The sequence below is a fragment of the Actinophytocola sp. NPDC049390 genome, from assembly GCF_044466355.1.
GTDB lineage: Bacteria > Actinomycetota > Actinomycetes > Mycobacteriales > Pseudonocardiaceae > Actinophytocola.
In genome coordinates this window covers 488,265-513,005 of record NZ_JBITMQ010000001.1, presented here as the reverse complement: position 1 = coordinate 513,005, position 24,741 = coordinate 488,265, and the positions used below count along the sequence as shown (strand labels likewise).

General features: G+C 70.6%; 26 protein-coding genes. 12 read left to right on the top strand and 14 right to left on the bottom strand.

Annotation, left to right across the window (positions count from 1 at the left end):
• Positions 1 to 69 precede the first annotated feature (69 nt).
• The gene (locus ACIBVP_RS02315) at positions 70 to 2,220 is read left to right on the top strand and encodes an MMPL family transporter (RefSeq protein ID WP_396104136.1); all 2,151 of its coding nucleotides are present in this window, start codon (positions 70 to 72) and stop codon (positions 2,218 to 2,220) included.
• On the opposite strand, the gene ACIBVP_RS02310 is transcribed toward ACIBVP_RS02315, so the two are convergent.
• The 8 genes from ACIBVP_RS02310 to arc form a co-directional block, all read right to left on the bottom strand.
• Complete coding sequence (locus ACIBVP_RS02310; RefSeq protein ID WP_396104910.1) at positions 2,217 to 2,906, bottom strand: ArsR/SmtB family transcription factor; 690 nt, start codon at positions 2,904 to 2,906, stop codon at positions 2,217 to 2,219. The genes ACIBVP_RS02315 and ACIBVP_RS02310 overlap by 4 nt on opposite strands.
• 46 nt (positions 2,907 to 2,952) lie before the next feature.
• Positions 2,953 to 4,311, bottom strand: a complete 1,359-nt coding sequence (pafA, locus tag ACIBVP_RS02305) for a Pup--protein ligase (protein ID WP_396104135.1) — start codon at positions 4,309 to 4,311, stop codon at positions 2,953 to 2,955.
• 81 nt (positions 4,312 to 4,392) lie between these two features.
• On the bottom strand, positions 4,393 to 5,154 hold the full coding sequence (gene prcA / locus ACIBVP_RS02300) for a proteasome subunit alpha (RefSeq protein WP_396104134.1): 762 nt from the start codon (positions 5,152 to 5,154) through the stop codon (positions 4,393 to 4,395).
• Between the two features lie 43 nt (positions 5,155 to 5,197).
• Complete coding sequence (gene prcB, locus ACIBVP_RS02295) at positions 5,198 to 6,082, bottom strand: proteasome subunit beta (RefSeq protein ID WP_396104133.1); 885 nt, start codon at positions 6,080 to 6,082, stop codon at positions 5,198 to 5,200.
• A 54-nt stretch (positions 6,083 to 6,136) separates the two neighbouring features.
• Positions 6,137 to 6,331: a ubiquitin-like protein Pup gene (locus ACIBVP_RS02290; protein ID WP_324925039.1), complete on the bottom strand. Its 195-nt coding sequence runs from the start codon at positions 6,329 to 6,331 to the stop codon at positions 6,137 to 6,139.
• Between the two features lie 105 nt (positions 6,332 to 6,436).
• Positions 6,437 to 7,945: a depupylase/deamidase Dop gene (gene dop, locus ACIBVP_RS02285; RefSeq protein ID WP_396104132.1), complete on the bottom strand. Its 1,509-nt coding sequence runs from the start codon at positions 7,943 to 7,945 to the stop codon at positions 6,437 to 6,439.
• Between the two features lie 142 nt (positions 7,946 to 8,087).
• Entirely contained in the window at positions 8,088 to 8,894 is an 807-nt protein-coding gene (locus ACIBVP_RS02280; protein ID WP_396104131.1) for an aldo/keto reductase, read from the bottom strand.
• A 99-nt stretch (positions 8,895 to 8,993) separates the two neighbouring features.
• A complete protein-coding gene (gene arc / locus ACIBVP_RS02275; protein ID WP_396104130.1) occupies positions 8,994 to 10,808 on the bottom strand; it encodes a proteasome ATPase in 1,815 nt (604 codons plus the stop codon).
• Between the two features lie 256 nt (positions 10,809 to 11,064).
• On the opposite strand from arc, the gene ACIBVP_RS02270 reads away from it, so the two are divergent.
• From ACIBVP_RS02270 to ACIBVP_RS02255, 4 genes are all read left to right on the top strand, one after another.
• On the top strand, positions 11,065 to 11,748 hold the full coding sequence (locus ACIBVP_RS02270; RefSeq protein ID WP_396104129.1) for a hypothetical protein: 684 nt from the start codon (positions 11,065 to 11,067) through the stop codon (positions 11,746 to 11,748).
• Between the two features lie 166 nt (positions 11,749 to 11,914).
• Complete coding sequence (locus tag ACIBVP_RS02265; protein WP_396104128.1) at positions 11,915 to 12,562, top strand: hypothetical protein; 648 nt, start codon at positions 11,915 to 11,917, stop codon at positions 12,560 to 12,562.
• A 31-nt stretch (positions 12,563 to 12,593) separates the two neighbouring features.
• Entirely contained in the window at positions 12,594 to 13,313 is a 720-nt protein-coding gene (locus ACIBVP_RS02260) for a hypothetical protein (protein WP_396104127.1), read from the top strand.
• A complete protein-coding gene (locus ACIBVP_RS02255; RefSeq protein ID WP_396104126.1) occupies positions 13,300 to 13,890 on the top strand; it encodes a hypothetical protein in 591 nt (196 codons plus the stop codon). Before ACIBVP_RS02260 ends, ACIBVP_RS02255 begins: the two co-directional genes overlap by 14 nt.
• A 27-nt stretch (positions 13,891 to 13,917) precedes the next feature.
• Here the strand turns inward: ACIBVP_RS02255 and ACIBVP_RS02250 are convergent, their stop codons facing one another.
• Positions 13,918 to 14,751 (bottom strand): tRNA (adenine-N1)-methyltransferase, encoded by an 834-nt coding sequence (locus ACIBVP_RS02250; protein ID WP_396104125.1) that lies wholly within the window; start codon positions 14,749 to 14,751, stop codon positions 13,918 to 13,920.
• Between the two features lie 130 nt (positions 14,752 to 14,881).
• Between ACIBVP_RS02250 and ACIBVP_RS02245 the strand changes: the two genes are divergently transcribed.
• Complete coding sequence (locus tag ACIBVP_RS02245; RefSeq protein WP_396104124.1) at positions 14,882 to 15,592, top strand: hypothetical protein; 711 nt, start codon at positions 14,882 to 14,884, stop codon at positions 15,590 to 15,592.
• Between the two features lie 84 nt (positions 15,593 to 15,676).
• Here ACIBVP_RS02245 and ACIBVP_RS02240 read toward each other — a convergent pair whose 3' ends face one another.
• A complete protein-coding gene (locus ACIBVP_RS02240; protein WP_396104123.1) occupies positions 15,677 to 16,807 on the bottom strand; it encodes a M50 family metallopeptidase in 1,131 nt (376 codons plus the stop codon).
• 94 nt (positions 16,808 to 16,901) lie between these two features.
• On the opposite strand from ACIBVP_RS02240, the gene ACIBVP_RS02235 reads away from it, so the two are divergent.
• Together ACIBVP_RS02235 and ACIBVP_RS02230 are read left to right on the top strand one after the other, a co-directional pair.
• Complete coding sequence (locus ACIBVP_RS02235) at positions 16,902 to 17,786, top strand: RecB family exonuclease (protein WP_396104122.1); 885 nt, start codon at positions 16,902 to 16,904, stop codon at positions 17,784 to 17,786.
• Positions 17,787 to 18,554, top strand: coding sequence for a thioesterase family protein (locus ACIBVP_RS02230; RefSeq protein ID WP_396104121.1), 768 nt, complete (start codon positions 17,787 to 17,789; stop codon positions 18,552 to 18,554).
• Positions 18,555 to 18,575: 21 nt separating this feature from the next.
• Here the strand turns inward: ACIBVP_RS02230 and hisG are convergent, their stop codons facing one another.
• The 3 genes from hisG to ACIBVP_RS02215 are packed head-to-tail and all read right to left on the bottom strand — an operon-like array spanning position 18,576 to position 20,460.
• Positions 18,576 to 19,421 (bottom strand): ATP phosphoribosyltransferase, encoded by an 846-nt coding sequence (gene hisG / locus ACIBVP_RS02225; protein WP_396104120.1) that lies wholly within the window; start codon positions 19,419 to 19,421, stop codon positions 18,576 to 18,578.
• A gap of 43 nt (positions 19,422 to 19,464) precedes the next feature.
• Positions 19,465 to 19,728: a phosphoribosyl-ATP diphosphatase gene (locus ACIBVP_RS02220; protein WP_396104119.1), complete on the bottom strand. Its 264-nt coding sequence runs from the start codon at positions 19,726 to 19,728 to the stop codon at positions 19,465 to 19,467.
• Positions 19,729 to 19,767: 39 nt separating this feature from the next.
• Positions 19,768 to 20,460 carry an HAD family hydrolase gene (locus ACIBVP_RS02215; protein ID WP_396104118.1) on the bottom strand — a complete coding sequence of 231 codons (693 nt, stop codon included), beginning with the start codon at positions 20,458 to 20,460 and terminating at the stop codon, positions 19,768 to 19,770.
• 52 nt (positions 20,461 to 20,512) lie between these two features.
• Between ACIBVP_RS02215 and ACIBVP_RS02210 the strand changes: the two genes are divergently transcribed.
• Genes ACIBVP_RS02210 through ACIBVP_RS02195 form a run of 4 tightly spaced genes read left to right on the top strand, consistent with a single transcriptional unit; the run spans position 20,513 to position 23,275 of the window.
• Positions 20,513 to 21,412: a PAC2 family protein gene (locus ACIBVP_RS02210; protein WP_396104117.1), complete on the top strand. Its 900-nt coding sequence runs from the start codon at positions 20,513 to 20,515 to the stop codon at positions 21,410 to 21,412.
• Positions 21,413 to 21,422: 10 nt separating this feature from the next.
• On the top strand, positions 21,423 to 22,562 hold the full coding sequence (locus tag ACIBVP_RS02205) for an MFS transporter (protein WP_396104116.1): 1,140 nt from the start codon (positions 21,423 to 21,425) through the stop codon (positions 22,560 to 22,562).
• Positions 22,563 to 22,599: 37 nt separating this feature from the next.
• Positions 22,600 to 22,878, top strand: a complete 279-nt coding sequence (locus ACIBVP_RS02200) for a type II toxin-antitoxin system Phd/YefM family antitoxin (RefSeq protein WP_396104115.1) — start codon at positions 22,600 to 22,602, stop codon at positions 22,876 to 22,878.
• Complete coding sequence (locus ACIBVP_RS02195) at positions 22,871 to 23,275, top strand: type II toxin-antitoxin system VapC family toxin (RefSeq protein WP_396104114.1); 405 nt, start codon at positions 22,871 to 22,873, stop codon at positions 23,273 to 23,275. The genes ACIBVP_RS02200 and ACIBVP_RS02195 overlap by 8 nt, the downstream gene beginning before the upstream one ends.
• Before the next feature lie 201 nt (positions 23,276 to 23,476).
• Here the strand turns inward: ACIBVP_RS02195 and mshC are convergent, their stop codons facing one another.
• A complete protein-coding gene (mshC, locus tag ACIBVP_RS02190) occupies positions 23,477 to 24,715 on the bottom strand; it encodes a cysteine--1-D-myo-inosityl 2-amino-2-deoxy-alpha-D-glucopyranoside ligase (protein WP_396104113.1) in 1,239 nt (412 codons plus the stop codon).
• Positions 24,716 to 24,741: the final 26 nt, after the last annotated feature.

The following is a 24,741-nucleotide window of genomic DNA, read 5'->3' as shown; positions in this document are numbered from 1 at the left end:
CATCCATGGCAAGTTTACACCCATCAAGTTTACGGCTGTACACATTGAGCGACGCTGAGAGGGAACACCATGTTCGGACGAATCGGACGGTTCACCGCGTCCCACGCACGGGCGGTGCTCACGATCACCGTCCTGCTCATGGTCGGCGCGGCGGCGCTCGGGATCACCGCGTTCGGCAAGCTCCAGACCGAGGGCTTCGACGACCCGAACGCGGACTCGAGCCAGGCCATGGCGCTGATCGACAGCCAGTTCGGCGGCGAGAACGACGTCGTGTTCCTGTTCTCGGCCGAGCGCGGCTCCGTCGACGACCCGGCCGCCACGCGCGCGGCGGCCGACCTGACCGACCGGCTCGCCACCGACCCGGGCATCACCGGCTTCACCTCGTACTTCACGACCAAGGCGCCACCGATGCGGTCGGTGGACGGGCAGTACGCGATCGGCGTCGCGCAGCTCACCGACGAGGGCCACGTCAAGGAGCTGCGGGCGGACTACGCCGAGGGCGACGGTCCACTCAGAGTCCAGATCGGCGGGCCGGACGCGATCGGCGTGGACATCAGCAACCAGGTCGCGAGCGACCTCGCGGTCGCGGAGGCCATCGCGGTGCCGATCATCCTGGTGCTGCTGGTCATCGTGTTCGGCAGCGTGATCGCGGCGCTGCTGCCGCTCGCCATCGGCACGATCGCCGTGTTCGGCACGTTCGCGCTGCTGTCCGTCCTCGGCTCGATCACCGACGTGTCGGTCTTCGCCATCAACCTGACCACTGCGCTCGGTCTCGGCCTCGCCATCGACTACGCGCTGCTGATGGTGTCGCGGTTCCGGGAGGAACTCGATCGCGGCCACGACACCATCGAGTCGGTCACCCGCACAGTGGAGACCGCGGGCCGGACGATCGTGTTCAGCGCGCTGACGGTCGCGGTGGCGCTCGGTGCGCTCATCCTCTTCCCGCTGTACTTCCTGCGTTCGTTCGCCTACGCGGGCATCGGCGTCGTGCTCATCGCGATGCTCAGCGCGATCTTCGTGCTCCCCGCGCTGCTCGCCGTGCTCGGCCACCGCGTGAACTCGGCGCGGCTGCCGTGGGTGAAGCGAACCCCGACCTCGGTGTCGGCGTTGTGGGCGAAGATCGCGGGCGCGGCGCTGCGGCGGCCGTTCCTGCTGGGCGCGCCGGTGGTGCTCCTGCTGGTGGTCGCGGCGGTCCCGCTGCTGAAGGTGGAGTTCGGCACGCCCGACGACCGGGTGCTGACCGACGCGGCGGAGACCCGCGTGGTCGGTGACGTGCTGCGGGCCGACTTCCCGGGCGACGACGCCAAGGCGCTCCAGCTGGTGACACGGCACCCGGTGGGCACGACCGCCGTCGGCGACTACGCCCAGGACCTGTCGCGCCTGCCCGGCGTCGAGTCGGTGACCGCCAGCGTCGGCACCTACGCCGACGGCCGCGCGGTCGGCCCGGGGGTGGCAGCGTACGCGGCGGAGGACATGCAGCAGCGGCTGACCGTGCTGACCGCCTACGACGCGCACTCCACGGAGGGCCAGGAGCTGGTCACGACGGTGCGGGAGACACCGGCGGACGGCATGGAGGTGCTGGTCGGCGGGCCCGCGGCACGGCTGGTGGACAGCAAGGACGCGATCTCGAGCAAGCTGCCGCTGGCCGCGGGCCTGATCGCGGTGAGCACGTTCCTGCTGCTGTTCCTGTTCTCCGGCAGCGTGCTGCAGCCGCTGCGGGCGCTGCTGTTCAACGTCCTGGGCCTGTCGGCGACGATCGGCCTGATGGTGATGATCTTCCAGGAGGGCTGGCTGGCCTCGTGGCTGGGCTTCACCCCGCTGCCGCTCGACACGAGCATGCTCGTGCTGCTGTTCTGCGTGGTGTTCGGCCTGTCGATGGACTACGAGGTGTTCGTGCTGAGCCGCATCAAGGAGATGCACGACCAGGGCGCTGACCTGGGCGAGTCGGTGAAGCACGGCCTCTCACGCACGGGCAGGCTGGTGACGATGGCGGCCGTGCTGCTCGCGGTGAGCCTCCTCGCGTTCGGTACGAGCGGCGTCAGCTTCGTCCAGATGTTCGGCATCGGCAGCGGCCTCGCGATCCTCATCGACGCCACCCTCATCCGCGGTGTGCTGGTCCCCGTCGGCATGCGGGTGCTCGGCCGGGCGGCGTGGTGGTCACCGCCTGCCATGCGCAGGCTGCACGACCGGATCGGCCTGCGGGAGAAAGACCTCGTCTAGGGAGCGAGTGCGGCGCCCAGGGACTCTGGTTCCTGGGCGCCGAGTACTGCGAGCCAGGCGCCGTCGTGCACGGTGACCGCACGGTGCGGGTCGCGGCTGAGCCACCCGGCCGCGAGCCCACGACGCAGGATCGCCGCGGGAAGGGCGCCCGCGAGGTGCTCACGGCGCTCGGTCCAGTCGAGGCAGTCCCGCAGCAGCGCCCGCCGCGGTGTCCCGACCTCGATGCCGAGCGCGGCGAAGGTGCGCCACCCGCGGTCGGTGACCACGAGCCCGTTCCGGTCGTCGACGAGGCCCGCGCCGATCAGCCCGTCGCGCAACGCCACCCCGAGCCGCCCGGCCAGGTGGTCGTAACAGGTGCGGGCGTCGGCCAGGCGACGCGCCCGCACGCTCTGGCGCAGACCGCGCGGGCGTTCCGGCCCGGCCAGGTTCGCGAGCCGTTCGACGACCTCGGCGACCTGCGGGCCCGACAGGCGGACGTACCGGTGCCGCCCCTGCTTCAACGTCCGCACGAAACCGGCGTCGGTCAGGACCCGGACGTGCTCGCTGGCTGTGGAGGTCGCGACACGCGCGGCGTGGGCCAGTTCGCTGACCGTCCACGCCCTGCCGTCGATGAGGGCCATGCACATGGCGGCACGGCTCTCATCGGCGAGAACAGCGGCTACCGAAGCAACGGACATGCCTCCGATGCTAGGCAACGGACGCTTCGGCGGGCGCCGAAGCGTCCGTTGCGCGTCACAGCGACGCGATCAGCCGCTCCACCCGCTCGTCCACCGCGCGGAACGGGTCCTTGCACAGCACGGTCCGCTGCGCCTGGTCGTTCAGCTTCAGGTGCACCCAGTCCACCGTGAAGTCGCGGCCGGCCTGCTGTGCGGCGGCGATGAAGTCGCCGCGCAGCTTCGCCCGCGTGGTCTGCGGTGGGGTGTCCTTGGCGGCCTCGATCTCGCCGTCCTCGGTCACCCTGGCGACGAGGTCCTTGCGCTGCAACAGGTCGAAGATCCCGCGGCCACGCCGGATGTCGTGGTACGCGAGGTCGAGCTGCGCGATGCGGGGCGAGGACAGCTCGAGACCGTGCTTGGCCTGGTACCGCTCCACCAGCCGGTGCTTGATGGCCCAGTCGATCTCGCGGTCGATCCGCGTCAGGTCCTGCGCCTCGACCGCGTCGAGCGTGCGGCCCCACAGCTCGATGACACGGTCGGCCACCGGGTCCGGACCGCGCTTCTCCACGTGCTCCTTGGCACGCGAGAAGTACTCGCGCTGGATGTCCAGCGCCGAGGCCTCCCGGCCGCCGGCCAGGCGCACCAGCCGACGCCCCGTCAGGTCGTGGCTGATCTCGCGGATGGCGCGGATCGGGTTGTCCAGGCTGAAGTCCCGGAACTGGACGCCGTCCTCGATCATCTCGAGCACGAGGTTCGCGCTGCCGACCTTCAGCAGCGTGGTGGCCTCGGCCATGTTCGAGTCACCGACGATGACGTGGAGCCTGCGGTAGCGCTCGGCGTCGGCGTGCGGCTCGTCGCGGGTGTTGATGATCGGGCGGGAACGCGTGGTCGCCGACGACACGCCCTCCCAGATGTGCTCCGCGCGCTGCGACAGGCAGTACACGGCGCCGCGCGGGGTCTGCAGGACCTTGCCCGCGCCGCAGATCAGCTGGCGCGTGACGAGGAACGGCAGCAGCACGTCCGCGATCCGCGAGAACTCGCCCGCCCTGGTGACCAGGTAGTTCTCGTGGCAGCCGTACGAGTTGCCCGCCGAGTCGGTGTTGTTCTTGAACAGGAAGATGTCCCCACCGATGCCCTCGTCGGCCAGCCGCCGCTCGGCGTCGACGAGCAGGTCCTCGAGGATCCGCTCCCCCGCCTTGTCGTGCGTGACGAGTTGCACCAGGTCGTCGCACTCCGCCGTGGCGTACTCGGGGTGTGAGCCGACATCGAGGTAGAGACGCGAGCCGTTGCGCAGGAACACGTTCGAGGAACGTCCCCAGGACACCACTCGCCGAAACAGGTACCGCGCGACCTCGTCCGGGCTCAGCCTGCGCTGTCCGTGGAAGGTACAGGTCACGCCGAACTCGGTTTCGATGCCGAAGATCCGCCGCTGCATCCCTTCAGCCTAGGCGCTTCCCGGCCGGAGATCTCCTGGCCGCTCCGAGGTGAGATGAACAAGTCATCGAAAACCTCCTCATCAGGCCTCGTCGGTTCCGGTCTCGCCCGACTCGGTGGTTTCGTTGGACGGCTCCGCCGACTCGGACGAATCGGACGGCAGCAGCGCGGTGAGCGCGGCGCCCTCGATGCGGCGGAACGCCCGCTTGGGCCGCGACCGCTCCAGCACCGCGACCTCGAGCTTGCCGATCCCGTTGTCGCCGTTGTTGCCGGTGACCCCGGCGGAGAGCGCGGCGACCGCGAACGCGAGCGCGGCCTCCAGCGACATGCCCTCCTCGTAGGTCTCCTTCATCTTGTTCGAGATCGGCTCCGTCTGACCGCCCATGACCAGGTACGACGGCTCGTCCACGATCGAGCCGTCGTAGGTCAGGCGGTACAGCTGGTCGGTCGCCGCCGTGGCCCCGACCTCGGCGACGCACAACTCCACCTCGAAGGGCTTGAGCTGGTCGGAGAACACCGAGGCCAGGGTCTGGGCGTACACGTTGGCGAGCTGGCGGGCCGACACGTCACGCGGGTCGTTCGCGAGCCCCCACAGGTCGACGTGGCGGATGCCGCCGCGGCGCAGGCCGTCGTACTCGCTGTAGCGGCCGGTCGCGGCGAACCCGATCCGGTCGTAGATCTCCGAGACCTTGTGCAGCGTCGCCGAGGGGTTCTCGGCGACGAACAGCACGCCGCCCGAGTACTTGAGCGCCACCACACTGCGGCCCCGGGCGATGCCCTTGCGGGCATACTCCGAGCGGTCCCGCATCAACTGCTCGGGTGAGGCGTACAGCGGCATCGTCACGGTGGGGCTCCTCGTCTCTGTTCGTCTCGGTCGGCTGTGCTCGTCAGCCGCGCGGCTGGCTGGTCCGGTCGGCCACCACGGCCTCGGCGACCGCGGCCGCCTCCTCCTCGGGCACGTGGACCGCGCCCTCCTCGGCCGTGATGGTCACGATGTTCGGGTAGATCTTGCGGGCCAGGTCCGGGCCGCCGGTCGCCGAGTCGTCGTCGGCGGCGTCGTACAGCGCCTCCACGGCGTTGCGGATGGCGGTGGCCTTGTCGCTGGCCGGGTCCCACAGCTTCTTGAGCGCCGACCGCGCGAACAGCGAGCCGGAACCGACGCCGTGGAAGCCCGCCTGCTCCTCGTACCGGCCGCCGACCACGTCGAACGACACGATCCGCCCGGCGGTCGCCGGGTCGGCCGCGTCGACGTCGAAACCGACGAACAGCGGCAGCGCGGCGAGCCCGGCCATCGCGCTGTCGAGGTTGCCGCGGACCAGCGCGGCGAGCTTGTTCGTCTTGCCGTCCAGGGACAGCGGGACGCCCTCGATCTTCTCGTAGTGCGACAGCTCGACCTGGTAGATGCGGACCATCTCCAGCGCGAGGCCCGCCACACCCGCGATACCCACCGCGGAGTAGGCGTCGGTCACGAGGACCTTCTCCATGTTGCGGTGGGAGATGAGGTTGCCCGAGGTCGCGCGCCGGTCACCGGCGATGAGCACACCACCGTTGAACGTGATCGCGACGATGGTGGTGCCGTGCGGCGGCTGCTGGTCGAGGTCCGCCGCGTGCCGCATGCGCACCGGCTCCTCCATGCCGAGCCCGCGCGCACCCGGCAGCAGGTGCGGCGCCTGCACACGCAGGAAGTCGATGAACGACGACGTCTCGGCGGTCATGTAGGCAGCAGGGAGCGCGGCGCCCGGCATTCCGGCGCGGGAATGGGTGTTGTCCATGCCTCTTTCTGTCCTGTCGGCGGGAGGAACGGGGAGCGAGGAACCTACCCTCGCCTACTCGCCGCCCTTTTGCACGTACGCGCGGACGAAGTCCTCGGCGTTCTCCTCGAGCACGTCGTCGATCTCGTCGAGGATCGTGTCGACGTCCTCGCCGAGCTTCTCCCTGCGTTCCTGGCCGGCAGGGGCCGCGCCGTCGACGTCTTCGTCGCCGTCACCGCCGCCTTGCCGGTGCGTCTGTTCCTGGGCCATCTCGCCTCCCGGTATCGGGACTGGTTGCCGTCAAGATTACCGACCGGCACTGACATTTTCGCGGACCATCCGGAGGATGATCAGTATTCGCTGAGCGCGAAACGGTCACTTTCTGGTCGTACCGGTGAGCGCGTCGACCAGTTCCTCGGCCGTCGCGGACGCCTCCAGCAGCTCGCCGACGTGCGACTTGGTGCCCCGCAGCGGCTCCAGCGTCGGGATGCGGACGAGCGACTCCCGGCCCAGGTCGAAGATGACCGAGTCCCACGAGGCCGCGGCGATCGCGTTCGGGTAGCGCTCGAGGCAGCGGCCGCGGAAGAACGCCCTCGTGTCCTGCGGCGGCGTGGTGATGGCCGCCTGGACCTCCTCCTCGGTGACCAGGCGCTTCATCGACCCCCTGGTGACCAGCCGGTTGTACAGGCCCTTCGCGAGCCGCACGTCGGAGTACTGCAGGTCGACGAGGTGCAGGCGCGGCGAGTTCCAGCCGAGACCGTCCCGGGCGCGGAAGCCCTCGAGCAGCCGCAGCTTGGCCGGCCAGTCGAGCCGGTCGGCGCACTCCATCGGGTCGCGGGCGAGCGCGTCGAGGATGTCGCCCCACGTCTGCAGGACGTGCATCGAGACCTCGTCCTGCTCGGTGCGCTCGATGTTCTCGGAGATCATCTCGTGGTAGGCGAACTGGAGGTCCAGGCCGGTGAACTTGCGCCCGTTGGACAGCTCGACGGTCGCCTTCAACGAGGGGTCGTGACTGAGCGTGTGCACCGCGCGGACCGGGTCGGCGAGCTTCAGCGCGTCGAACCGGACTCCGGCCTCGATCAAGTCGAGCACCAGCGCCGTTGTACCGACCTTCAAGTACGTGGACGTCTCGGCCAGGTTCGCGTCGCCGATGATGACGTGCAGCCGGCGGTACTTGTCCGCGTCGGCGTGCGGCTCGTCGCGGGTGTTGATGATGCCGCGCTTGAGCGTGGTCTCCAGGCCGACCTCGACCTCGATGTAGTCGGCGCGCTGGGACAGCTGGAACCCGGCCTCCTCCCCCGACGCGCCGACGCCGACCCGGCCGGAGCCGACCACGACCTGCCGGGAGACGAAGAACGGCGTGAGGCCCGCGATGACCGCCGTGAACGGGGTGTTGCGGGCCATCAGGTAGTTCTCGTGGGTGCCGTAGCTCGCGCCCTTGCCGTCCACGTTGTTCTTGTACAGCTGCAGCCTGGGCTGGCCGGGCACGGTGGCGGCGCGCATGGCCGCCTCCTCCATGACCCGTTCGCCCGCCTTGTCCCAGATCACGGCGTCGCGCGCGTTCGTGACCTCGGGCGCGGAGTACTCGGGGTGCGCGTGGTCGACGTAGAGGCGGGCGCCGTTGGTGAGGATGACGTTCGCGGCCCCCAGGTCCTCGACCTCGGGGTCCGACGGCGGCATCCCGGGGGCGCCGAGGTCGAAGCCCCTGGCGTCCCGCAACGGCGACTCGACCTCGTAGTCCCAACGCGCACGCCGCGCTCGGGGGATGTCCGCGGCGGCCGCGTAGGCGAGTACGACCTGGGTTGAGGTCAGTACCGGGTTGGCGGTGGCGTCCCCAGGCACGGCGATGCCGTACTCCACCTCGGTACCCATGATCCTGCGCATGTCACCAGCCTACGGGGACGCGCTCACTCCGGGTCGACAGCCACGCGTTCGGTGCGGCCGCTCGTCGCCACCGGCCCGCGAGCACCGTGACCGCGAGCAACCCCATGACCAGTGATTTCCCCCTGCGCACCGGGGAATCCAATCACGCCCAGGCCAGCGTCGAACGGTGTTTCCAGTACGCCGCCGGCGTCTCGGCGAGATCGGGCAGCTCCACCTGCGGCAGGGACACCGCGGCGAGGTTGCTCGCCAGCTGGTGGGTGCCCGCGGCACCGGACAGCACCGTGTCCGCCCACGGCTGTGCCAGCGCGGCGGCCAGCGCGACCGCGTCCGGCCCGACCGCCAGGGACTTCGCGAGCGCGGCCACCGGTTCCGGCGGCTCGACCGCGAGCCTGCCGTTGGCCAGCGCCTCCTTGACGAGCACGTGCGCGCCCGCCGCGTGCGCCTCCGCCAGCGCGGGGCCCGCCGAGGGCTCCAGGAGGTTCCACGTCGACTGCACGGCCGTGAAGACGGGCCGCCCGTGGCGTTCGAGCGCGAGCGCCCTGCGCACGACCGACGCCTGGTCGGGACCCGAGGTGGAGAACCCGACCCGGACCGGCAGCGACGCCAGCGCGTCCTGGGTCGCCAGATCGTCGAACAGCGGGCTGTCCGGGGTCAGCGAATGCACCTGGTACAGCGCCATCCGGTCGCCGAGCAGGGCCCTGCTCTCCGCCCACTGGGCGCGAAACCGGTCGAACGTATGGGATTTCTCCTCATGCATGGCCGCGTCGAGCCGCCAGCCGCCCACGTACGTGTAGCCCCACTTGCTGGACACCGTGACGTCGGCGGGCGCCCGCGTGTCGAGCCAGCCCGCGAGGAACTCCTCCGCCCGCCCGTACGAGCGGGCCACGTCCACCCAGCGGAGCCCCGCCGCGTAGGCGGCGTCCAGCACCGCCCACGACGCGTCCCGCATGGCGTCGACAGAACGAGAAGGCGGCAACTCGGACCGGCCGACGTTGATGTACGCCGGCCGGCCGAGTGCCGCCAATCCGAGTCCGAGCAGCGCTCCCAACTACAGGTACTGCCCGGTGTTGGTCGCCGTGTCGATCGCCCGGCCCGACTCCTGGTTCTTCCCGGTGACGAGGGTGCGGATGTAGACGATCCGCTCCCCCTTCTTGCCGGAGATGCGAGCCCAGTCGTCCGGGTTCGTGGTGTTCGGCAGGTCCTCGTTCTCCGCGAACTCGTCGACGATCGCGTCCAGCAGGTGCTGCACGCGCAGGCCGGGCTGCTTGGTCTCCAGCACCGACTTGATCGCCGCCTTCTTCGCCCGGTCCACGATGTTCTGGATCATCGCGCCCGAGTTGAAGTCACGGAAGTACAGGACCTCCTTGTCACCGTTGGCGTAGGTGACCTCGAGGAAGCGGTTGTCCTCCGTCTCCTCGTACATCCGCTCGACGGTGTGCTGGATCATCGCGTCGATCGTCGCCTTGGCGTCCCCGCCGAACTCGGCGAGGTCCTCGGCGTGGATCGGCAGGTTCGACGTCAGGTACTTCGAGAAGATGTCCCGCGCCGCCTCCGCGTCGGGCCGCTCGATCTTGATCTTGACGTCGAGACGCCCCGGCCGCAGGATCGCCGGGTCGATCATGTCCTCGCGGTTGGACGCACCGATCACGATGACGTTCTCGAGCCCCTCGACACCGTCGATCTCGCTCAGCAGCTGAGGCACGATCGTGGTCTCGACGTCCGACGAGACACCGCTGCCTCGCGTGCGGAAGATCGAGTCCATCTCGTCGAAGAACACGATGACCGGTGTGCCCTCCGACGCCTTCTCCCGTGCCCGCTGGAAGATCAGGCGGATGTGCCGCTCCGTCTCACCGACGAACTTGTTGAGCAGCTCGGGGCCCTTGATGTTGAGGAAGTACGACTTGGCCTCGTGTGCCTTGCCGTCGCCCCGCGCCGCCGCCACCTGCTTGGCCAGCGAGTTCGCCACCGCCTTCGCGATGAGCGTCTTGCCGCAGCCGGGCGGGCCGTACAGCAGGACGCCCTTCGGCGGCCGCAGCTCGTACTCGCGGAACAGCTCCGCGTGCAGGAACGGCAGCTCCACCGCGTCGCGGATCTGCTCGATCTGCCGGAACAGGCCACCGATGTCCTCGTAGCGGACGTCCGGCACCTCCTCCAGCACCAGGTCCTCGACCTCGGCCTTCGGCACCCGCTCGTAGGCGTAGCCCGACTTGGAGTCGACCAGCAGCGAGTCACCCGGCTTGAGGGTGGCCTCCCGCAGCGGGTCGGCGAGCCAGACCACGCGCTCCTCGTCGGCGTGCCCGACGACCAGTGCGCGCATCGGCGGCGAGTCGTCCGCCTCCGCGAGCAGTTCCCGCAGTGTGGACACCTCTCCGATGCGCTCGAAGGTGCCTGCCTCGACGATGGTCAGCGCCTCGTTCAACCGCACCGACTGACCGCGGCGCAACTCGTCGACCTCGACGGCTGGAGAACACGCGACCCGCATCTTGCGGCCCGCCGTGAACACGTCCACCGTGCCGTCCTCGTGTCCGGCGAGGAACACGCCGTAGCCGCTCGGCGGCTGCGCCAGCCGGTCGACCTCCTCCCGGAGCGCGAGGAGCTGGCTCCTCGCCTCCCGCAGGGTCTCGACCAGCTTGGCGTTACGCTCAGTCAACTGGCTGACCCGCTCCGACGCCTCGGCCAGCCGCTGCTCGAGCAGGCGGGCATGCCGAGGCGAGTCCGTCAGTTTCCGGCGCAGCAGCGCTACTTCCTCTTCGAGGAACCGGATCTGGGCAGCTTCCGACGGCTCGTGCCCAGAAGCCGCCTCCGGTCCAGCGCCGTGCTCGTCGGCCTCCTCTGGCCGACCACCGGGACGATCGTGCTGCATGTCGGCACCTCCTCCCGAAACTCTTCCTTCCCCCCACGGTACCGGTGTAGACCGACAAAGTAAGACCATCCACATCTCGGAACCGTCGCGTGACGCCGTGGAAACCGTGACCGTCGGAAGTGGATTAGGCCATCTAAGCGCGTGTCGGAACCACCCACCCGCTACGGTGCGTCAGGTAGTCGACCGACGATGGAGCCGTCGGCGGCAACTCGGAGACCTGGCGATGGGGTCGCCACGGAAAAGGGAGAGACAACCGATGTCGCAACCGCCGCAGCAGCCGGGGCAGTGGGGCGGCCAGCCCGGGTGGGGCCAGCAGCCCGGCCCAGGTCAGCAGCCTGGCGGATATCCACAGCAGGGGGGCTACCCCCAGCAGGGCGGATACCAGCAGCAGGGGGGCTATCCGCAGAGCGGCCCGCAGCCCCAACAGCCGAACCCGTACGGGCAACAGCCGCAATTCGGACAGCAGCCCTACGGCCAGAGCGGTGGCTACGGTTACCCACCGCAGAAGAAGAGCCCGATGCCGTGGATCCTCGCCGGTGGTGGCGTGGTCGTCGTGGCCGTCGTCGTGGTCCTCATCATCGCGCTGTCCGGGGGTGGCGGCACCAGCAGTCCTCAAGACCTCGCCGACTCTGCCGCGAGCGCGATGAACGACAAGGACTTCGAGGCCGTCGCCGAGCTGACCTGCGAAGGGGACAAGGAAGACGTCAAGGAGAAGGTCGACCTCGGTTCGGTCGACCCGGCGTTCAAGGACGTCACGGTCGAGTACTCGGTCGGCGAGGTGAAGGAAGAAGGGGACACCGCGACCGCCGACGTGTCGATGAAGCTCGGCAACGTCCCCGAGGAGTACGCGGACGCGATGCCCGAGAGCGTCAACGGCGTCCTGAACATGAAGAAGGACGGCGGGGACTGGTGCATCAGCGGGTTCTCGCCTGCCAGTTGATCACGTAACGAATTGATCAAGCGGCCGTCGCCCGGGCGTGTCCCGGCGGCGGCCGCTGTCGTCCGTCTTGCCTACGATGGGCACCGTCGACGGGAACTCGCTGGAACGTACCGCGCTCCTGCTCCGTCTTCGTTACAGACATCGCGTGAGGAGTTCGGGGCCCGACATGACATATCCACCCCAGCAGCCTGGCCAGTTCAACCAGTCTTCGTACCAGGGTCTGGGCAGCTACTCCGGTGGTCAGCAGGGTGGACCGGGGAACAACAACACCGGCAAGATCGTCGCGATCGTGATCATCGCGTTGCTGGTGCTGGGCGGCGGCGGGGTCGCCACCTACTTCCTCACCAGGGGCGGGGACGAGCCGAAGAACGACGCGTCCTCCGAACAGACCAACCGCGACGACTCGAAGGACACGGGGAGCGACGAGACCACGGCCGACGACACGTCATCGGATCGTGACCCGGACGACGACTCCGACGACTCGGGTGCGAGCAACACTCCAGACGACGTGCGCGACGACTACATGGCCGCGTACGAGAACAAGGACTTCGCCGACGTGGTCGACAACGCCTGCCGGGCCTACAAGACCAAGTTCGGCACCGACACCTCCGAGCTGGAGACCAAGCTCGCCGACTACGACATCTCCGCGTCGCCGGACGGAGAGGTCGAGATCGACGACCAGCACCCGGACAGCGCGACCGCGAAGATCGACCTGACCCTCGTCGGGGACGGCCAGACGCAGGAGCCCAAGATCCTCATCAAGATCGTGCAAGAGACCGGCCAGTGGCGGTTCTGCGGCGAAGGCACCGCCTGACCACCCGTCCCCGACCAACGGAGCCCCAGTCATGACGTACCCGCCGCAGCAGCCCGGCCAGCCCGGTCCGTACGGCCAGCAGAACCCCTACGGCCAGCAGCCGGGTCAGTCCGGCCAGCCGGGCCAGTACGGGCAGTACGGGCAGCAGCCGCAGCAGGGCGGTCAGTACGGGCAGTACGGGCAGACCAGCCAGTTCGGCGCCGGCCCCTACGGCCAGCAGCAGTACGGTGGCCAGCCCGGTTATCCGGGCGGCGAACCGCCCAGGAGCAAGCGCGGCATGATCATCGCGATCGTCGTGATCGCGGTGCTGCTCGTCGGTGGCGGCATCACCACGTTCCTGCTGCTCAACAAGGACGACAGCGGGTCGAACAACGCGTCGCAGGAGACCAGCCAGTCGTCCGAGCCGACCTCCGAGGACGAGCCGACGACGGAGGAGACCACCACCGAGGAGGACCCCGGCGGTGGCGGCGGTGGCGGGGGTGACCCGGAGGAGGTCGCCACCGCGGCGCAGGACTACACCGACGCCGTCAACAACTCCGACGAGGCCGCGGCGACCGAGCTGACCTGCGACAAGACCGGCGGCGGCACCATGTACGACGCGCTCGCGGGCGAGGCGAAGGCCGAGGTCGGCGAGGTGACCATGGTCAGCGACACGCTCGCCACCGTGGACATCACCGTCCAGGGCGCCTCCGGCCAGGCGATCCCGCTGCCGTTGGAGCTCAGGGACGGAGCCTGGTGTGTCACGATCTGACGAGGACGTCGCGACCCGCGAGCCGGCCGAGGCGCCGGCCGAGGAGACCGAGCCCGGAGCGGGCCGGAACAGGGTCCTGGTCGTCTCGGTCGTCGCGGTGGTCGTGCTCGTCGTCGCCGGCATCGTGGCCTACCTGCTGGTCAGCGGTGACGACTCGCAGGACCAGGCGCAGCCCCGGGACGTCCCGACGATCACCGGGTCCGCGGCCCCGACGACCGCGGAGACCACGTCACCCGGCGCCTCCGTGGCCCCGCCCGCGACCGCGACCGGCGCCACCGGCGCGACGAGCGCGCCTCGGGCACCCGCCGACGTGCGGGACGCCGGGTCGGTCGCCGACCAGGTCGCCACGGCGATCTCCGGCGCCGACGTCACCACGCTGAACGAACTGTCCTGCGAGCCCGGCAGCGCGGGCACCGAGGAGTCGTTCCCCGCCGACGCCAAGGCCGAGGTGGTCGGCGAGCCGAAGATCACCGGCGACACGGCGACCGTCGACCTCAAGATCACCATCGGGCAGAACGAGCCCACCACGGTCCCCATGCCGCTGACGAAGAAGGACGGCCGCTGGTGCGTCCCGTGACGTGCCGCCTGCCCTGACCGGCGCCGGTCAGGGCTGGCGGCCGCGGCGCTGCGGTTTCGGCGTCACCACTCCGTCGGCGAGCCTGCGGGCGGTCAGCAGGAACGCCGTGTGCGCCTGCATGCGGTGCTCCGGCCGCACGGCGAGGCCGACCACGTGCCACGGCCGCATGAGCGTCTCCCATGCCTCCGGTTCGGTCCAGCACTGCTGTTCGCGCAGTGCCTCGGTGACCCGCGACAGCTGTGTCGTCGTCGCCACGTACACCACGAGCACCCCGCCCGGGATGAGGTTCGCGGCCACCGTCGGCAGCACCTCCTCGGGCGAGAGCATGTCCAGGATGACGCGGTCGACCTCGCCCTCGTGGGTGGCGAGGTCACGGACCCGCAGGTCCCAGTTCTTGGGTTCCTCCCCGAAGAACGAGGTCACGTTGCGGACCGCGTGCACGGCGTGGTCGTCGCGCACCTCGTACGAGACCACCTGCCCCTCCGGGCCCACCGCGCGCAGCAGCGAGCAGGTGAGCGCCCCGGACCCGGCACCGGCCTCGAGCACCCGGGCGCCCGGGAAGATGTCGCCCCACATCACGATCTGCCCGGCGTCCTTCGGGTAGATCACCTGCGCACCGCGCGGCATGGACAGCACGTAGTCGGCCAGGCGGGGCCGCAGCGCGAGGTAGCCGGTGCCACCGACGGACGTGACGACCGAGCCCTCCGGCTGTCCGATGAGGTCGTCGTGGGCCACCGCGCCACGGTGGGTGTGGTACTGCTCGCCCTCCGCGAGCACGAGCGTGTAGTGCCGTCCTTTCGGATCGGTGAGCTGTACCCGGTCGCCCACTCGAAACGGCCCGCTCGCCCTGACCTCCGTCACCCGAATCCCGCTCCATCTCGTCCGTGCCGATACCCGACCGCGAGATAGTCGCAGACCCGCGCGGTCGGTTCGTCGGGGACCGGCATTACCCTGACCACCGCCAGCCCACCCGTGATCATCAGGGGAGATCATGACCTACCCACCGCAGCAGCCCGGCCCATACGGTCCACAGGACCCCTACGGCCAGCAGAACCCGTACGGTCAGCAACAGCCGCAGTACGGGCAGCAACCGCAGTACGGCGCTCCGCAGTGGGGTCAGCAGCCCGGCTACCCGGCCGCTCCGCCGCCGAAGAAGAAGACCGGACTGGTCGTCACGCTCGTGATCGTGGCGCTGCTCGTGGCCGGCGGCGGCTTCGCCGCGTGGTACTTCCTGATCAGGGACGACGGCGGCACCGGCGGCGGCGGTGGCGAGGACAGCCCGCGCGCGACCGCCGACGCGTTCGTCAAGGAACTGGGTGCCGCGGTCAGCAAGGCGCCCGCCGACGTCTCGCTGGACAAGGTCAAGCCGCTGATGTGCGCGACCGACTTCACGGAGCTGGACAAGGAGCTGCAGGAGGCGAAGAAGGACGACGACGCGTCCGAGAAGCCGCCCGCGGTGACGTTCGCCGTCAGCAACTTCAAGGAGGAGGGCGAAGGCGCCACCTTCGAGATGACGCAGAAGCGCGGCGGCGAGGAGCGCGACCCGTTGCAGCTGGAGGTCCAGAAGGAGGACGGCAACTGGGTCGTCTGCGGCCTCACCAACCAGTCGGGCAGCTCCGGCGGCGAGGAGACCAGCGGCGACGCCCCGACCTCGGCCAACGACGGCACCATCCCGAACCCGATCCCGAAGAGCAGCAACTAACCGATCGCCACATGCCTGAAAGACGCTTTCGGGACACTCAACGTCCCGAAGGCGTCTTTCAGGACACCACCACAGGAACGGCGCCTAATAACGATGACGCGGCGTGAGACTGGCCCGTAGGTCGTCCCGGTGGAGCACGCCCGCGGGCCTGCCCTCCTCGTTGACCACCAGGAACTGCCAGGCCGCGGTCTCCGCGACCCGTTCCGCGATGTCCTCCCCGGACTCGGAGTCCAGGAGCACCGACTCGGGCCGGATCGGTTCGGCGGCCTGCTCGGCCGGTGCCATCGGTGACCGCTCGGCCAGGCGTTCGGCGGCGACCGGGTCCAGCAGACCGGCCGCGACCCCGTCCGCACGCACCAGCACCACTCCCCGCCCGGCGGCGGCGCTGAGCGCGTCGGCCACCGGGCTCTCGGCGGGCAGCTGCAGGATCGGGCGCACCAGGTCGGCGAGCGCGAGCCCGTCCGGCCAGTTCCTGCGCTGGTCGGCGGCGAGTTCACCCCGCGCGCCGGACACGACGAACCAGGCGGTGAGCGCGCACACGCCGAGCCGCAGCCAGCGGTCTGGGCTCTCGTTGGCGAGCCCCCACAGCGCCCACAGCATCAGCAGCCCGGCGACCAGCCAGCCGCCGACGACCGCGGCGCGGGTGCCGATCCCCCGCTCTCCCGACACCGCCCAGACACCGGCCCGCAGCAGGCGGCCACCGTCCAGCGGCAGGCCGGGGAGGATGTTGAAGACGGCGACGGCCACGTTGGCGACCGCGCACTCGAGCACGAGCAGCCAGATCGGGCCCTCGGACGGCATGAACACCAACAGGACGCCGCACAGCCCGGCCAGTACCGCGGACACGGCGGGTCCGGCGGCGGCGATCAGGCCTTCCTGCGCCGGTTTGCGCGGCGTTCTGCTGATCTCGGCGAGCCCGCCGAGCAGGAACAACCGCAGCCTGCGCACCGGGATGCCCAGTTGCAGCGCGACCACGCAGTGGCCCAGCTCGTGCGCGAGCACCGAGACGCCGAGCAGCACCGCGAACGCCGCGGCGAGCGAGATGGAGACGACCGCGTCCGCGTTCGGCAGGAAGCGTTCGACCAGGGGCGCGTAGAGCACGACGATCGCGACCGACCCGATCCACCACGACGGGGACAGGAGCACGGGCACCCCGCGGAACCGGAACAGCAGCAGGCCACCGTCACGTTCGGCCCAGTCCGGTCCGTAGGTCATGCGAAGCAGACTAAGGGGAAACGTGTGGGAAAGCCGTGTGAGGGACACCGGGAGCCGACCCTGCCCGGAATTGTCGGTGGTACGGCCTAGGGTCATGGTCATGACGGAAACCCCTGCCGCGATCGTCGAGGAGGACGTGCCGCTGCCGCGGCGGCCCGCGCTGTCGCCGTCGCGGGCCGGTGACTTCAAGCAGTGTCCCCTGCTCTACCGGTTCCGTGCGGTGGACCGGCTGCCGGAGACGCCGACGGTCGCGCAGGTGCGCGGGATCGTCGTGCACGCCGTGCTGGAGGAGCTGTTCGCGTTGCCGGCGGCCGAGCGGGTGCCCGACCGGGCGCACGCGCTGCTCGGCCCGGTGTGGGCGCGGCTGCGGGACGAACGGCAGGAGCTGGCCGACCTGTTCCCCACCGACGACAGCCAGGACCACTGGCTGGAGTCGGCGGCACAGTTGATCGACGGGTACTTCACGCTGGAGGACCCGCGCCGCCTGGATCCGGAGGCACGCGAGCTGCTCGTGGAGACGGAGCTGCCGTCCGGGGTGCTGCTGCGCGGCTACATCGACCGGCTCGACGTCGCCCCGACCGGTGAGATCCGCGTCGTCGACTACAAGACCGGCACGGCGCCGCGCGAGATCGGCGAGGCGAAGGCGCTGTTCCAGATGAAGTTCTACGCGCTCGTGCTGTGGCGGCTGCGTGGCGTGGTGCCCAAGCAGCTGTGGCTGATGTACCTGGCGGACCGGCAGTCCCTGCGCTACACCCCGGACGAGGCGGAGCTGCTGCGCTTCGAACGGACCCTGGACGCGGTGTGGCAGGCGATCCTGCGCGCGGGCAGGTCAGGTGACTTCCGACCGAACAAGAGCAGGCTGTGCGACTGGTGCTCGCACCAGGCGCTGTGCCCGGAGTTCGGCGGCACACCGCCCGAGTACCCGGGCTGGCCGGAACCCGACGCGGGCGACGAGTCCGTTGTGGACAGGGCGGACTGAATGTTCTACGAACCACTGGGCGACGACCGCTACCAGTCCACTGTGCACACCACGGGCCCGTGGTCGTCGCACACCCAGCACCTCGGCCCGCCGTCGGCGTTGCTGGTGCGCGCGATGGAGCGGCTGCCGTCCGCCGTGCCGATGACGATCGCGCGCGTGACCGTCGAGATCCTGGGCCCGGTCCCGGTGGCCGAGCTGTCGGTCACCGCGGCCGTCGACCGTCCCGGCCGCTCGGTGGAGCTGCTGAGCGCGGAGCTGTCCGCCGACGGCCGGGTGGCGGTCCGGGCCAGGGCCTGGCGCATCGTGCGGTCGGACACGAGCGCGGTCGCGTCGACGATCGACGAGCCGCTCGCGCCGCCCTCGGAGGGCCGCGTGATGACCCGCCCGGAGGGCTGGCACCCCGGCTACCTGGACGTCATGGAGTGGCGGAGCCTCGCGGGCTCCCTCGGTGAACCGGGCCCGGCGACGGTGTGGGCGCGGCAGCGGGTGCCGCTGGTCGGCGACGAGGAACCGTCGGGTCTGCAGCGCGTGCTGACGGTGGCCGACTCCGGGAACGGGGTGTCGAGCCTGCTCGACCCGCGGAAGTGGCTGTTCATCAACTCGGAGTTGACGGTGCACCTGTACCGCGAACCGGTCGGCGAGTGGATCGCGTTGGACGCCGGGACGGCCATCGGCCCGGACGGCTTCGGGACGGCGGTGTCCGTGCTGCACGACCGGAGCGGGGCGGTGGGGCGTGGTGCGCAGGCGCTGCTGATCCGGCCCCAGTAGGCCCGACGGTCCGAGAACCCGTCAGAGGCGGCAGGAGCGGATGTCCGACGCCAGGACGGCCCGCGCGCCCAACGCGGCCAGCTTGTCCATCACCGCGTTCGCTTCCTTGCGCGGCACCATCGCGCGCACGGCCACCCATTCCGGCGACGCGAGCGGCGCCACGGTCGGCGACTCCAGCCCCGGCGTGACCGTGATGGCCTCGTCGAGCAGGGACTTCGGGCAGTCGTAGTCCAGCATCATGTACTGCTGCGCGAAGACCACACCCTGCAACCGCCCCGCGAGCTGCTCCTTCGCCGCCGAGTCCGGCGCGTTCGTGCCGTGCACGAGGACCGCCTCCGACTTGCAGATCGGGTCGCCGAACACGACCAGGTTGTGCTGGCGGAGGGTGCGACCGGAGTCGACGACGTCGGCGACCGCGTCGGCGACGCCCAGCTGCACCGAGATCTCCACCGCGCCGTCGAGGCGGATGACCGTCGCGTCGATGCCGCGGTTCGCCAGGTCCTGCCTGACCAGGTTCGGGTACGACGTGGCGAGGCGCTTGCCCGCAAGGTCGTCGATCTTCCAGTCGGTGCCCGCGGGCGCGGCGTAGCGGAACGTCGAGCCGCCGAAGCCCAGCGGCAGCCGCTCGGCGACCGGGGCCGCGGACTCCAGCGCCTGGTCGCGGCCGGTGATGCCCAGGTCCAGCTCGCCGGAGCCCACGTAGATCGGGATGTCCTTGGGCCGGAGGAAGAAGAACTCGACGTCGTTCGCCGGGTCGAGCACGGTCAGGTCGCGCTGGTCATGGCGTTTCCGGTAGCCCGCCTCGGCCAGCATCTCGGCGGCGGGTGCGGCAAGCGCACCCTTGTTCGGCACGGCAACCCGCAACATGGGCGAACTCCTCAGCAGTGGTGGTCGCTCCGGCAAGCCTTGCTCAGAGGTGCCGGTAGACGTCGTCGAGGGTGAGGCCGCGGCCCAGCATCAGCACCTGCACGCGGTACAGCAGCTGGGACACCTCTTCGGCAAGGCGGTCGTCGGACTCGTGTTCGGCGGCGATCCACACCTCGCCGGCCTCTTCGAGCACCTTCTTGCCCTGCGCATGGACCCCCGCGTCGAGCGCGGCGACAGTGCCGGAGCCCTCGGGGCGGTTGACCGCCCGGTCGCGGAGTTCGGCGAACAGCTCGTCGAACGTCTTCACGACGTTGATCCTGCCATCACCGCCCAACCCACTTTCGGGTCAGCCCATCAGGGCCGTGAGGTCGGCCACCGTGAGGCCCTCGAGCGACGTGCGGAACACCCGCCGCTCCCCCGGGTCGACGTCCACCTCGCACGGCACGACCAGCACGGTCGTACCGGCCGCCACCGCCGACGACACGCCGGTCGGTGAGTCCTCGACCGCGACGCAGTCCGCCGGGTCGACGTCGAGCAGGCGGCACGCCTTCAGGTACGGCTCGGGCAGCGGTTTGTTCTTGCCGTCGACCTCGTCGCCACAGACGGTGACGTCGAAGTTGTCTCGCCCGATCGTGTCCAGCGCGATCTCGACGAGGTCACGTTCGGTGGACGTGACGAGCGCGGTCCGCAACCCGGCCGCCCGCACCGCCGCCAGCGCCTCGGCCGCGCCGGGGCGCCACGGGAGGTCGCCGTGGAACACCTCGGCCATGCGGCGGTCGATCCAGGCGGCGCTGTCCGCGACCTGCTCCGGCGCCGGGTCGGGGATGCCGACCTCGGCATACAGCAGCCGCAGGGTCACCATGACGTTGGTGCCGACCATCGCCTGCCTGGTCGCCGTGGACAGCCGGCCACCGAGCTTCTCGGTCAGCTCGTACAGCGGGATGTCCCAGAGCTTCTCTGAATCGAGAATGGTGCCGTCCAGGTCCCACAGGACGGCGGCCGGGCGGTCGGCGGACCTCGGTTCGGTCTCGGCTGGCATGTCAACCAGCCTACGATCTCCGGGAGCGGCCCTCGGGCCGTAGGCTTGCCCGGTGACCGATCCGGACCAGCAGCCGACCGCACCCGACGTCCCAGCCGGCGAACCGCTCGTCGAGCCAGTGATGATCTGTGCCTTCGAAGGGTGGAACGACGCGGGCGACGCCGCGACGGCGGCCATCGAACACCTGCAGCTGACCTGGGAGGCCACCGCGCTCTCCGAGGTCGACCCGGACGACTACTACGACTTCCAGGTCACGCGCCCCACCGTCCGCATGGTCGACGGGGTGACGCGCCGGGTCGAGTGGCCGACCACGCGGCTGTCGGTGTGCCGGCCTCCCGGTGCGAGCAGAGACGTCGTCCTCATGCACGGCATCGAGCCGAACATGCGGTGGCGCAAGTTCTGCGGGGAGCTGCTCGAGCAGATCGACGGCCTGGGCATCAGCACGGTGATCACGCTCGGTGCGCTGCTCGCCGACACGCCCCACACCCGGCCGGTGCCCGTGACCGGCACCGCGTACGACGCGGCGTCGGCGGCCCGCTTCGGTCTGGAACGTTCCCGGTACGAGGGCCCGACCGGCATCGTCGGCGTGCTGCAGGACGCGTGCGTGCAGGCCGGGGTGCCCGCGATCTCGATCTGGGCCGCGGTGCCGCACTACGTGTCGCAGCCGCCGTCGCCGAAGGCCACGCTCGCGCTCCTGCACCGCGTCGAGGAGGTCCTCGACCTGGAGGTCCCGCTCGGCGACCTGCCCGACCAGGCCGAGGAGTGGCAGCGCACGGTCAGCGAGATGGCCGAGGAGGACGAGGACGTCCGCAACTACGTCCGCGCCCTCGAGGAACGCGGCGACGCCGATCTCGCGCTGAACGAGACCAGCGGCGACGCGATCGCCGCCGAGTTCGAGCGCTACCTGCGGCGACGCAGGCCGGGCCCCGGCCGGGGCCAATCCGGCGTCTGACCTGGTGGGCTTGCTCGATCGCGACCGGATCGCCCGTGCCGGGCTGCACGCCGGCGGGTTCCTGGGACCGTTCGGCGGCGGCGTCACCGCGTCGATGCTGCCCGAACTGGGTGCCGACTTCGACGTGTCGACGTCGGTCGCCTCGGCCACCATCACCGCCTACCTGGTGCCGTTCGCCGCGTTCATGCTGTTCTCCGGCACGCTCGGCGCCCGCTGGGGCAGGCGGCGCAGCGTGCTGGGCGCCTACGTGGTGTCGTTCGCGGGGTCGGCGCTGTGTGTGGTGGCCACCGCGTTCCCGGTGCTGCTCGCGGGCCGCGCCGTCCAGGGCATCGCGAACGCGTTCACCACTCCCCTGCTGCTGGCGACACTCGCCGCCACCACGCCACGTGACCGGCTGTCCCGGTCGCTCGGGTTGTTCGCGTCGCTGCAGGCGGCCGGGCAGACGAGCGGCCCGCTGGTCGGCGGGCTCGCCGCGGAGGCGACGTGGCGGCTGGCGTTCGTCGGGGTCGGCGTGGCGGCGGTGGTGCTGGCGCTGATCGGCGTGCCGCACGAGGTGCGTGAGGGTGCCGAGCCGGAGCGGGTGCGCCTGCGGTCGGCGTGGCGCCCGGAGGTGATGCGGGCGGCCGCGGTGGCGTTCGTGGGCTGGGGGTGCCTCGGCGGTCTGACGTTCCTGGTGGCGTACCGCACCGACGACGGCTTCGGCCTGACCTCGGGCCAGCGCGGGCTGCTGCTCACCGCGTTCGGTGTGGTCGGCATGCTCACGGCGGGGCTGGTGGGCCGGATCGTCGAACGCGTCGGCGGCCGCAGGGGCGCGCTGGTCGGCGCCGTCGCGGGCGCGGTGCCGGTGGCGTTGATCGGCGTGGTGCCGTGGGTTGGCGCGGTCGGGGTGCTGTGGGCGCTCGGTGGCTTCTGCGCCCAGTTCGTCCAGGTCGGTCTCAATACGCTCGTATTGACCAGCGACCACAACCCGGCGGGCGCCGTGTCGGTCGTCCAGGCGTTCCGGTTCATCGGCGCGGCGGCGGCCCCGCTCGCGTTCACGCCGATCTACCACCACTCCACGGTGCTCGGCTTCCTGGTCCCGGCCGTGCTGCTGGCTGCGACCGCACCGGTGGCCCTGCTGAGCAGGGGCTACGCCGCGGTACGACGGTGATGTAGCCCCATGTGCTACACCTGGCTACACTCCTGTCATGAAGGTCATCAGCCAACGAGAGTTCCGGAACAACTCCGCGGCGATCATGGACGCGGTAGAGGCCGGGGAGACCTATCACGTCACCCGGAACGGGGTGACGGTCGCCGAGCTGCGTCCTGTTTCCCGTAGGCGTCGATTGAGCGCTGAAGAGCTGACAGAGCGCCACCGGAAGCTGCCCAGGGTGGACTACGCCCGGATGCGACGGGACGCCGACGAGTTCTTCGGCGCCGAGGATCGCGTGGACGTTGATGATCCCTGGGAGCGTCCTCGTGGCTGACCGTCACGAGTGGGGTGTCCTCGACACCTGCACCTACATCGATCTCGGTGAACTCGACGCCGCCACGCTGCCGTCGATCCCGGACATCACCGCGATCACGATGGCCGAATTGCACCAGGGTGTTGCGATGGCGAAGAACGCGGCCGTTCGGGCAGCTCGTGCCGAAAAGCTGGGCGTCGCGATAGTCGATTTCGATCCGCTGCCGTTCGACGCCGAGGCCGCGACCCGCTACGGCTCACTCGTTGCCCTGACACTTGAAGCCAAGCGGGACCCCAAACCACGTCGGCTCGACCTGATGATCGCCGCCATCGCTTCGTCGCGTGGGCTGCCCCTGTACACCCGCAACGTCGACGACTTCGCCGGGCTCGACGAGATGGTGACGGTCGTCGCGGTCTGAGTGGTGGGGGGGCCGGCGGGGGGGGGGGGCCCCCCCCCCCCCCGGCGGCCCCCCCCCCCCCCCCGGGCCGGCCCGGGGGCGCGCCGGCCCCGGCCGGAGCGGGGCCCGGTTGGGGATTTTCGGCGTCGGCGACCTTCGCTCCCTCGATCTACACGCACGCCCCCCCGGCGCGCGCCGGCCCCCCCCCCCCCCCCACCACGGTCAGAGCAGGACGCCGAGCAGCGCGTCCACCGCGGTGCGCACCAGCGCGCCGCTGTTCTCGTCCGCCCCGCCGGTCGACAGCGCCTCGTCGGCCCACGCGTCGACCGCGGCCAGGGCGGCCGGGGTGTCCAGGTCGTTCGCCAGGTGCGTCCGCAGCCGGTCCACCAGGTCCCCGGCGGGCGGCGCGGCGGCCAGCGACACCGCGGCACGCCAGCGCGCCAGCCGGTCCTGCGCGGTCGACAGCACCTCGTCGGTCCACGGCCGGTCGGCGCGGTAGTGGCCGGACAGCAGTCCGAGCCGGATCGCCATCGGGTCGACCTGGTCGGCACGCAGGCGGGACACGAACACGAGGTTTCCGCGCGACTTGGACATCTTCTCGCCGTGCAGCCCGATCATCCCGGCGTGCGAGTAGTGCCGGGCGAACGGGTGCTCGCCGGTCAGCGCCTCCGCGTGCGCGGCGCTGAACTCGTGGTGCGGGAAGATCAGGTCCGACCCGCCGCCCTGCACGTCGAAGCCCATGCCGAGCCGGTTCAGCGCGATGACGCTGCACTCGACGTGCCAACCGGGCCTGCCGGGCCCCAGCTCGCTCTCCCAGCTCGGCTCGCCCGGCCGCGCGGCACGCCAGAGCAGCGCGTCGAGCGGGTGCCGCTTGCCGGGCCGGTCGGGGTCGCCGCCCCGCTCGGCGAAGTAGGTGGCCATCTGTTCGGGCGAGTAGTTCGACACCGTGCCGAACCGGCCGGAGGCCAGGTGCGAGTAGTAGATGTCGGGGTACTCCGCGTCGTCGACCCGGTAGGCGACGCCCGCGGCGAGCAGCTTGCCGACCGTCTCCACGATCTCCGGGATCGACTCCACCGCGCCGATGTAGTCCTTCGGCGGCAGCACCCGCAGCGCCGTCATGTCCTCACGGAACAGCGCCGTCTCGCGCATCGCCAGCACGACCCAGTCGTCCTTGTCGCGCTCGGCGCGCTCCAGCAGCGGGTCGTCCACGTCGGTGACGTTCTGCACGTAGTGCACCTCGTGGCCGTTGTCGAGCCACTGCCGGTGCACCAGGTCGAACGCCAGGTAGGTCGCCGCGTGCCCGAGGTGGGTGGCGTCGTACGGGGTGATGCCGCAGACGTACATGGTCGCGGTCGGACCGGGCGCCGTCGGGCGGATCTCGCCGGCCGCGGTGTCGTACAGCCGCAGCGGACGGGGGGTGCCGGGAACGCGGGGCACCTGGGTGGATGGCCAGCTCTGCATGCTTTCGACGATAAACGTCTCCCGTG

Bases quoted from the DNA above. Each gene is read 5' to 3' on its own strand.
- ACIBVP_RS02315 (WP_396104136.1), top strand. From the start codon at position 70: ATGTTCGGACGAATCGGACGGTTCACCGCGTCCCACGCACGGGCGGTG.
- pafA (WP_396104135.1), bottom strand. From the start codon at position 4,311: ATGCAGCGGCGGATCTTCGGCATCGAAACCGAGTTCGGCGTGACCTGT.
- prcB (WP_396104133.1), bottom strand. From the start codon at position 6,082: ATGGACAACACCCATTCCCGCGCCGGAATGCCGGGCGCCGCGCTCCCT.
- ACIBVP_RS02290 (WP_324925039.1), bottom strand. From the start codon at position 6,331: ATGGCCCAGGAACAGACGCACCGGCAAGGCGGCGGTGACGGCGACGAA.
- dop (WP_396104132.1), bottom strand. From the start codon at position 7,945: ATGCGCAGGATCATGGGTACCGAGGTGGAGTACGGCATCGCCGTGCCT.
- ACIBVP_RS02280 (WP_396104131.1), bottom strand. From the start codon at position 8,894: ATGCGGGACGCGTCGTGGGCGGTGCTGGACGCCGCCTACGCGGCGGGG.
- arc (WP_396104130.1), bottom strand. From the start codon at position 10,808: ATGCAGCACGATCGTCCCGGTGGTCGGCCAGAGGAGGCCGACGAGCAC.
- ACIBVP_RS02270 (WP_396104129.1), top strand. From the start codon at position 11,065: ATGTCGCAACCGCCGCAGCAGCCGGGGCAGTGGGGCGGCCAGCCCGGG.
- ACIBVP_RS02265 (WP_396104128.1), top strand. From the start codon at position 11,915: ATGACATATCCACCCCAGCAGCCTGGCCAGTTCAACCAGTCTTCGTAC.
- ACIBVP_RS02260 (WP_396104127.1), top strand. From the start codon at position 12,594: ATGACGTACCCGCCGCAGCAGCCCGGCCAGCCCGGTCCGTACGGCCAG.
- ACIBVP_RS02245 (WP_396104124.1), top strand. From the start codon at position 14,882: ATGACCTACCCACCGCAGCAGCCCGGCCCATACGGTCCACAGGACCCC.
- ACIBVP_RS02240 (WP_396104123.1), bottom strand. From the start codon at position 16,807: ATGACCTACGGACCGGACTGGGCCGAACGTGACGGTGGCCTGCTGCTG.
- ACIBVP_RS02235 (WP_396104122.1), top strand. From the start codon at position 16,902: ATGGTCATGACGGAAACCCCTGCCGCGATCGTCGAGGAGGACGTGCCG.
- ACIBVP_RS02230 (WP_396104121.1), top strand. From the start codon at position 17,787: ATGTTCTACGAACCACTGGGCGACGACCGCTACCAGTCCACTGTGCAC.
- hisG (WP_396104120.1), bottom strand. From the start codon at position 19,421: ATGTTGCGGGTTGCCGTGCCGAACAAGGGTGCGCTTGCCGCACCCGCC.
- ACIBVP_RS02215 (WP_396104118.1), bottom strand. From the start codon at position 20,460: ATGCCAGCCGAGACCGAACCGAGGTCCGCCGACCGCCCGGCCGCCGTC.
- ACIBVP_RS02200 (WP_396104115.1), top strand. From the start codon at position 22,600: ATGAAGGTCATCAGCCAACGAGAGTTCCGGAACAACTCCGCGGCGATC.
- mshC (WP_396104113.1), bottom strand. From the start codon at position 24,715: ATGCAGAGCTGGCCATCCACCCAGGTGCCCCGCGTTCCCGGCACCCCC.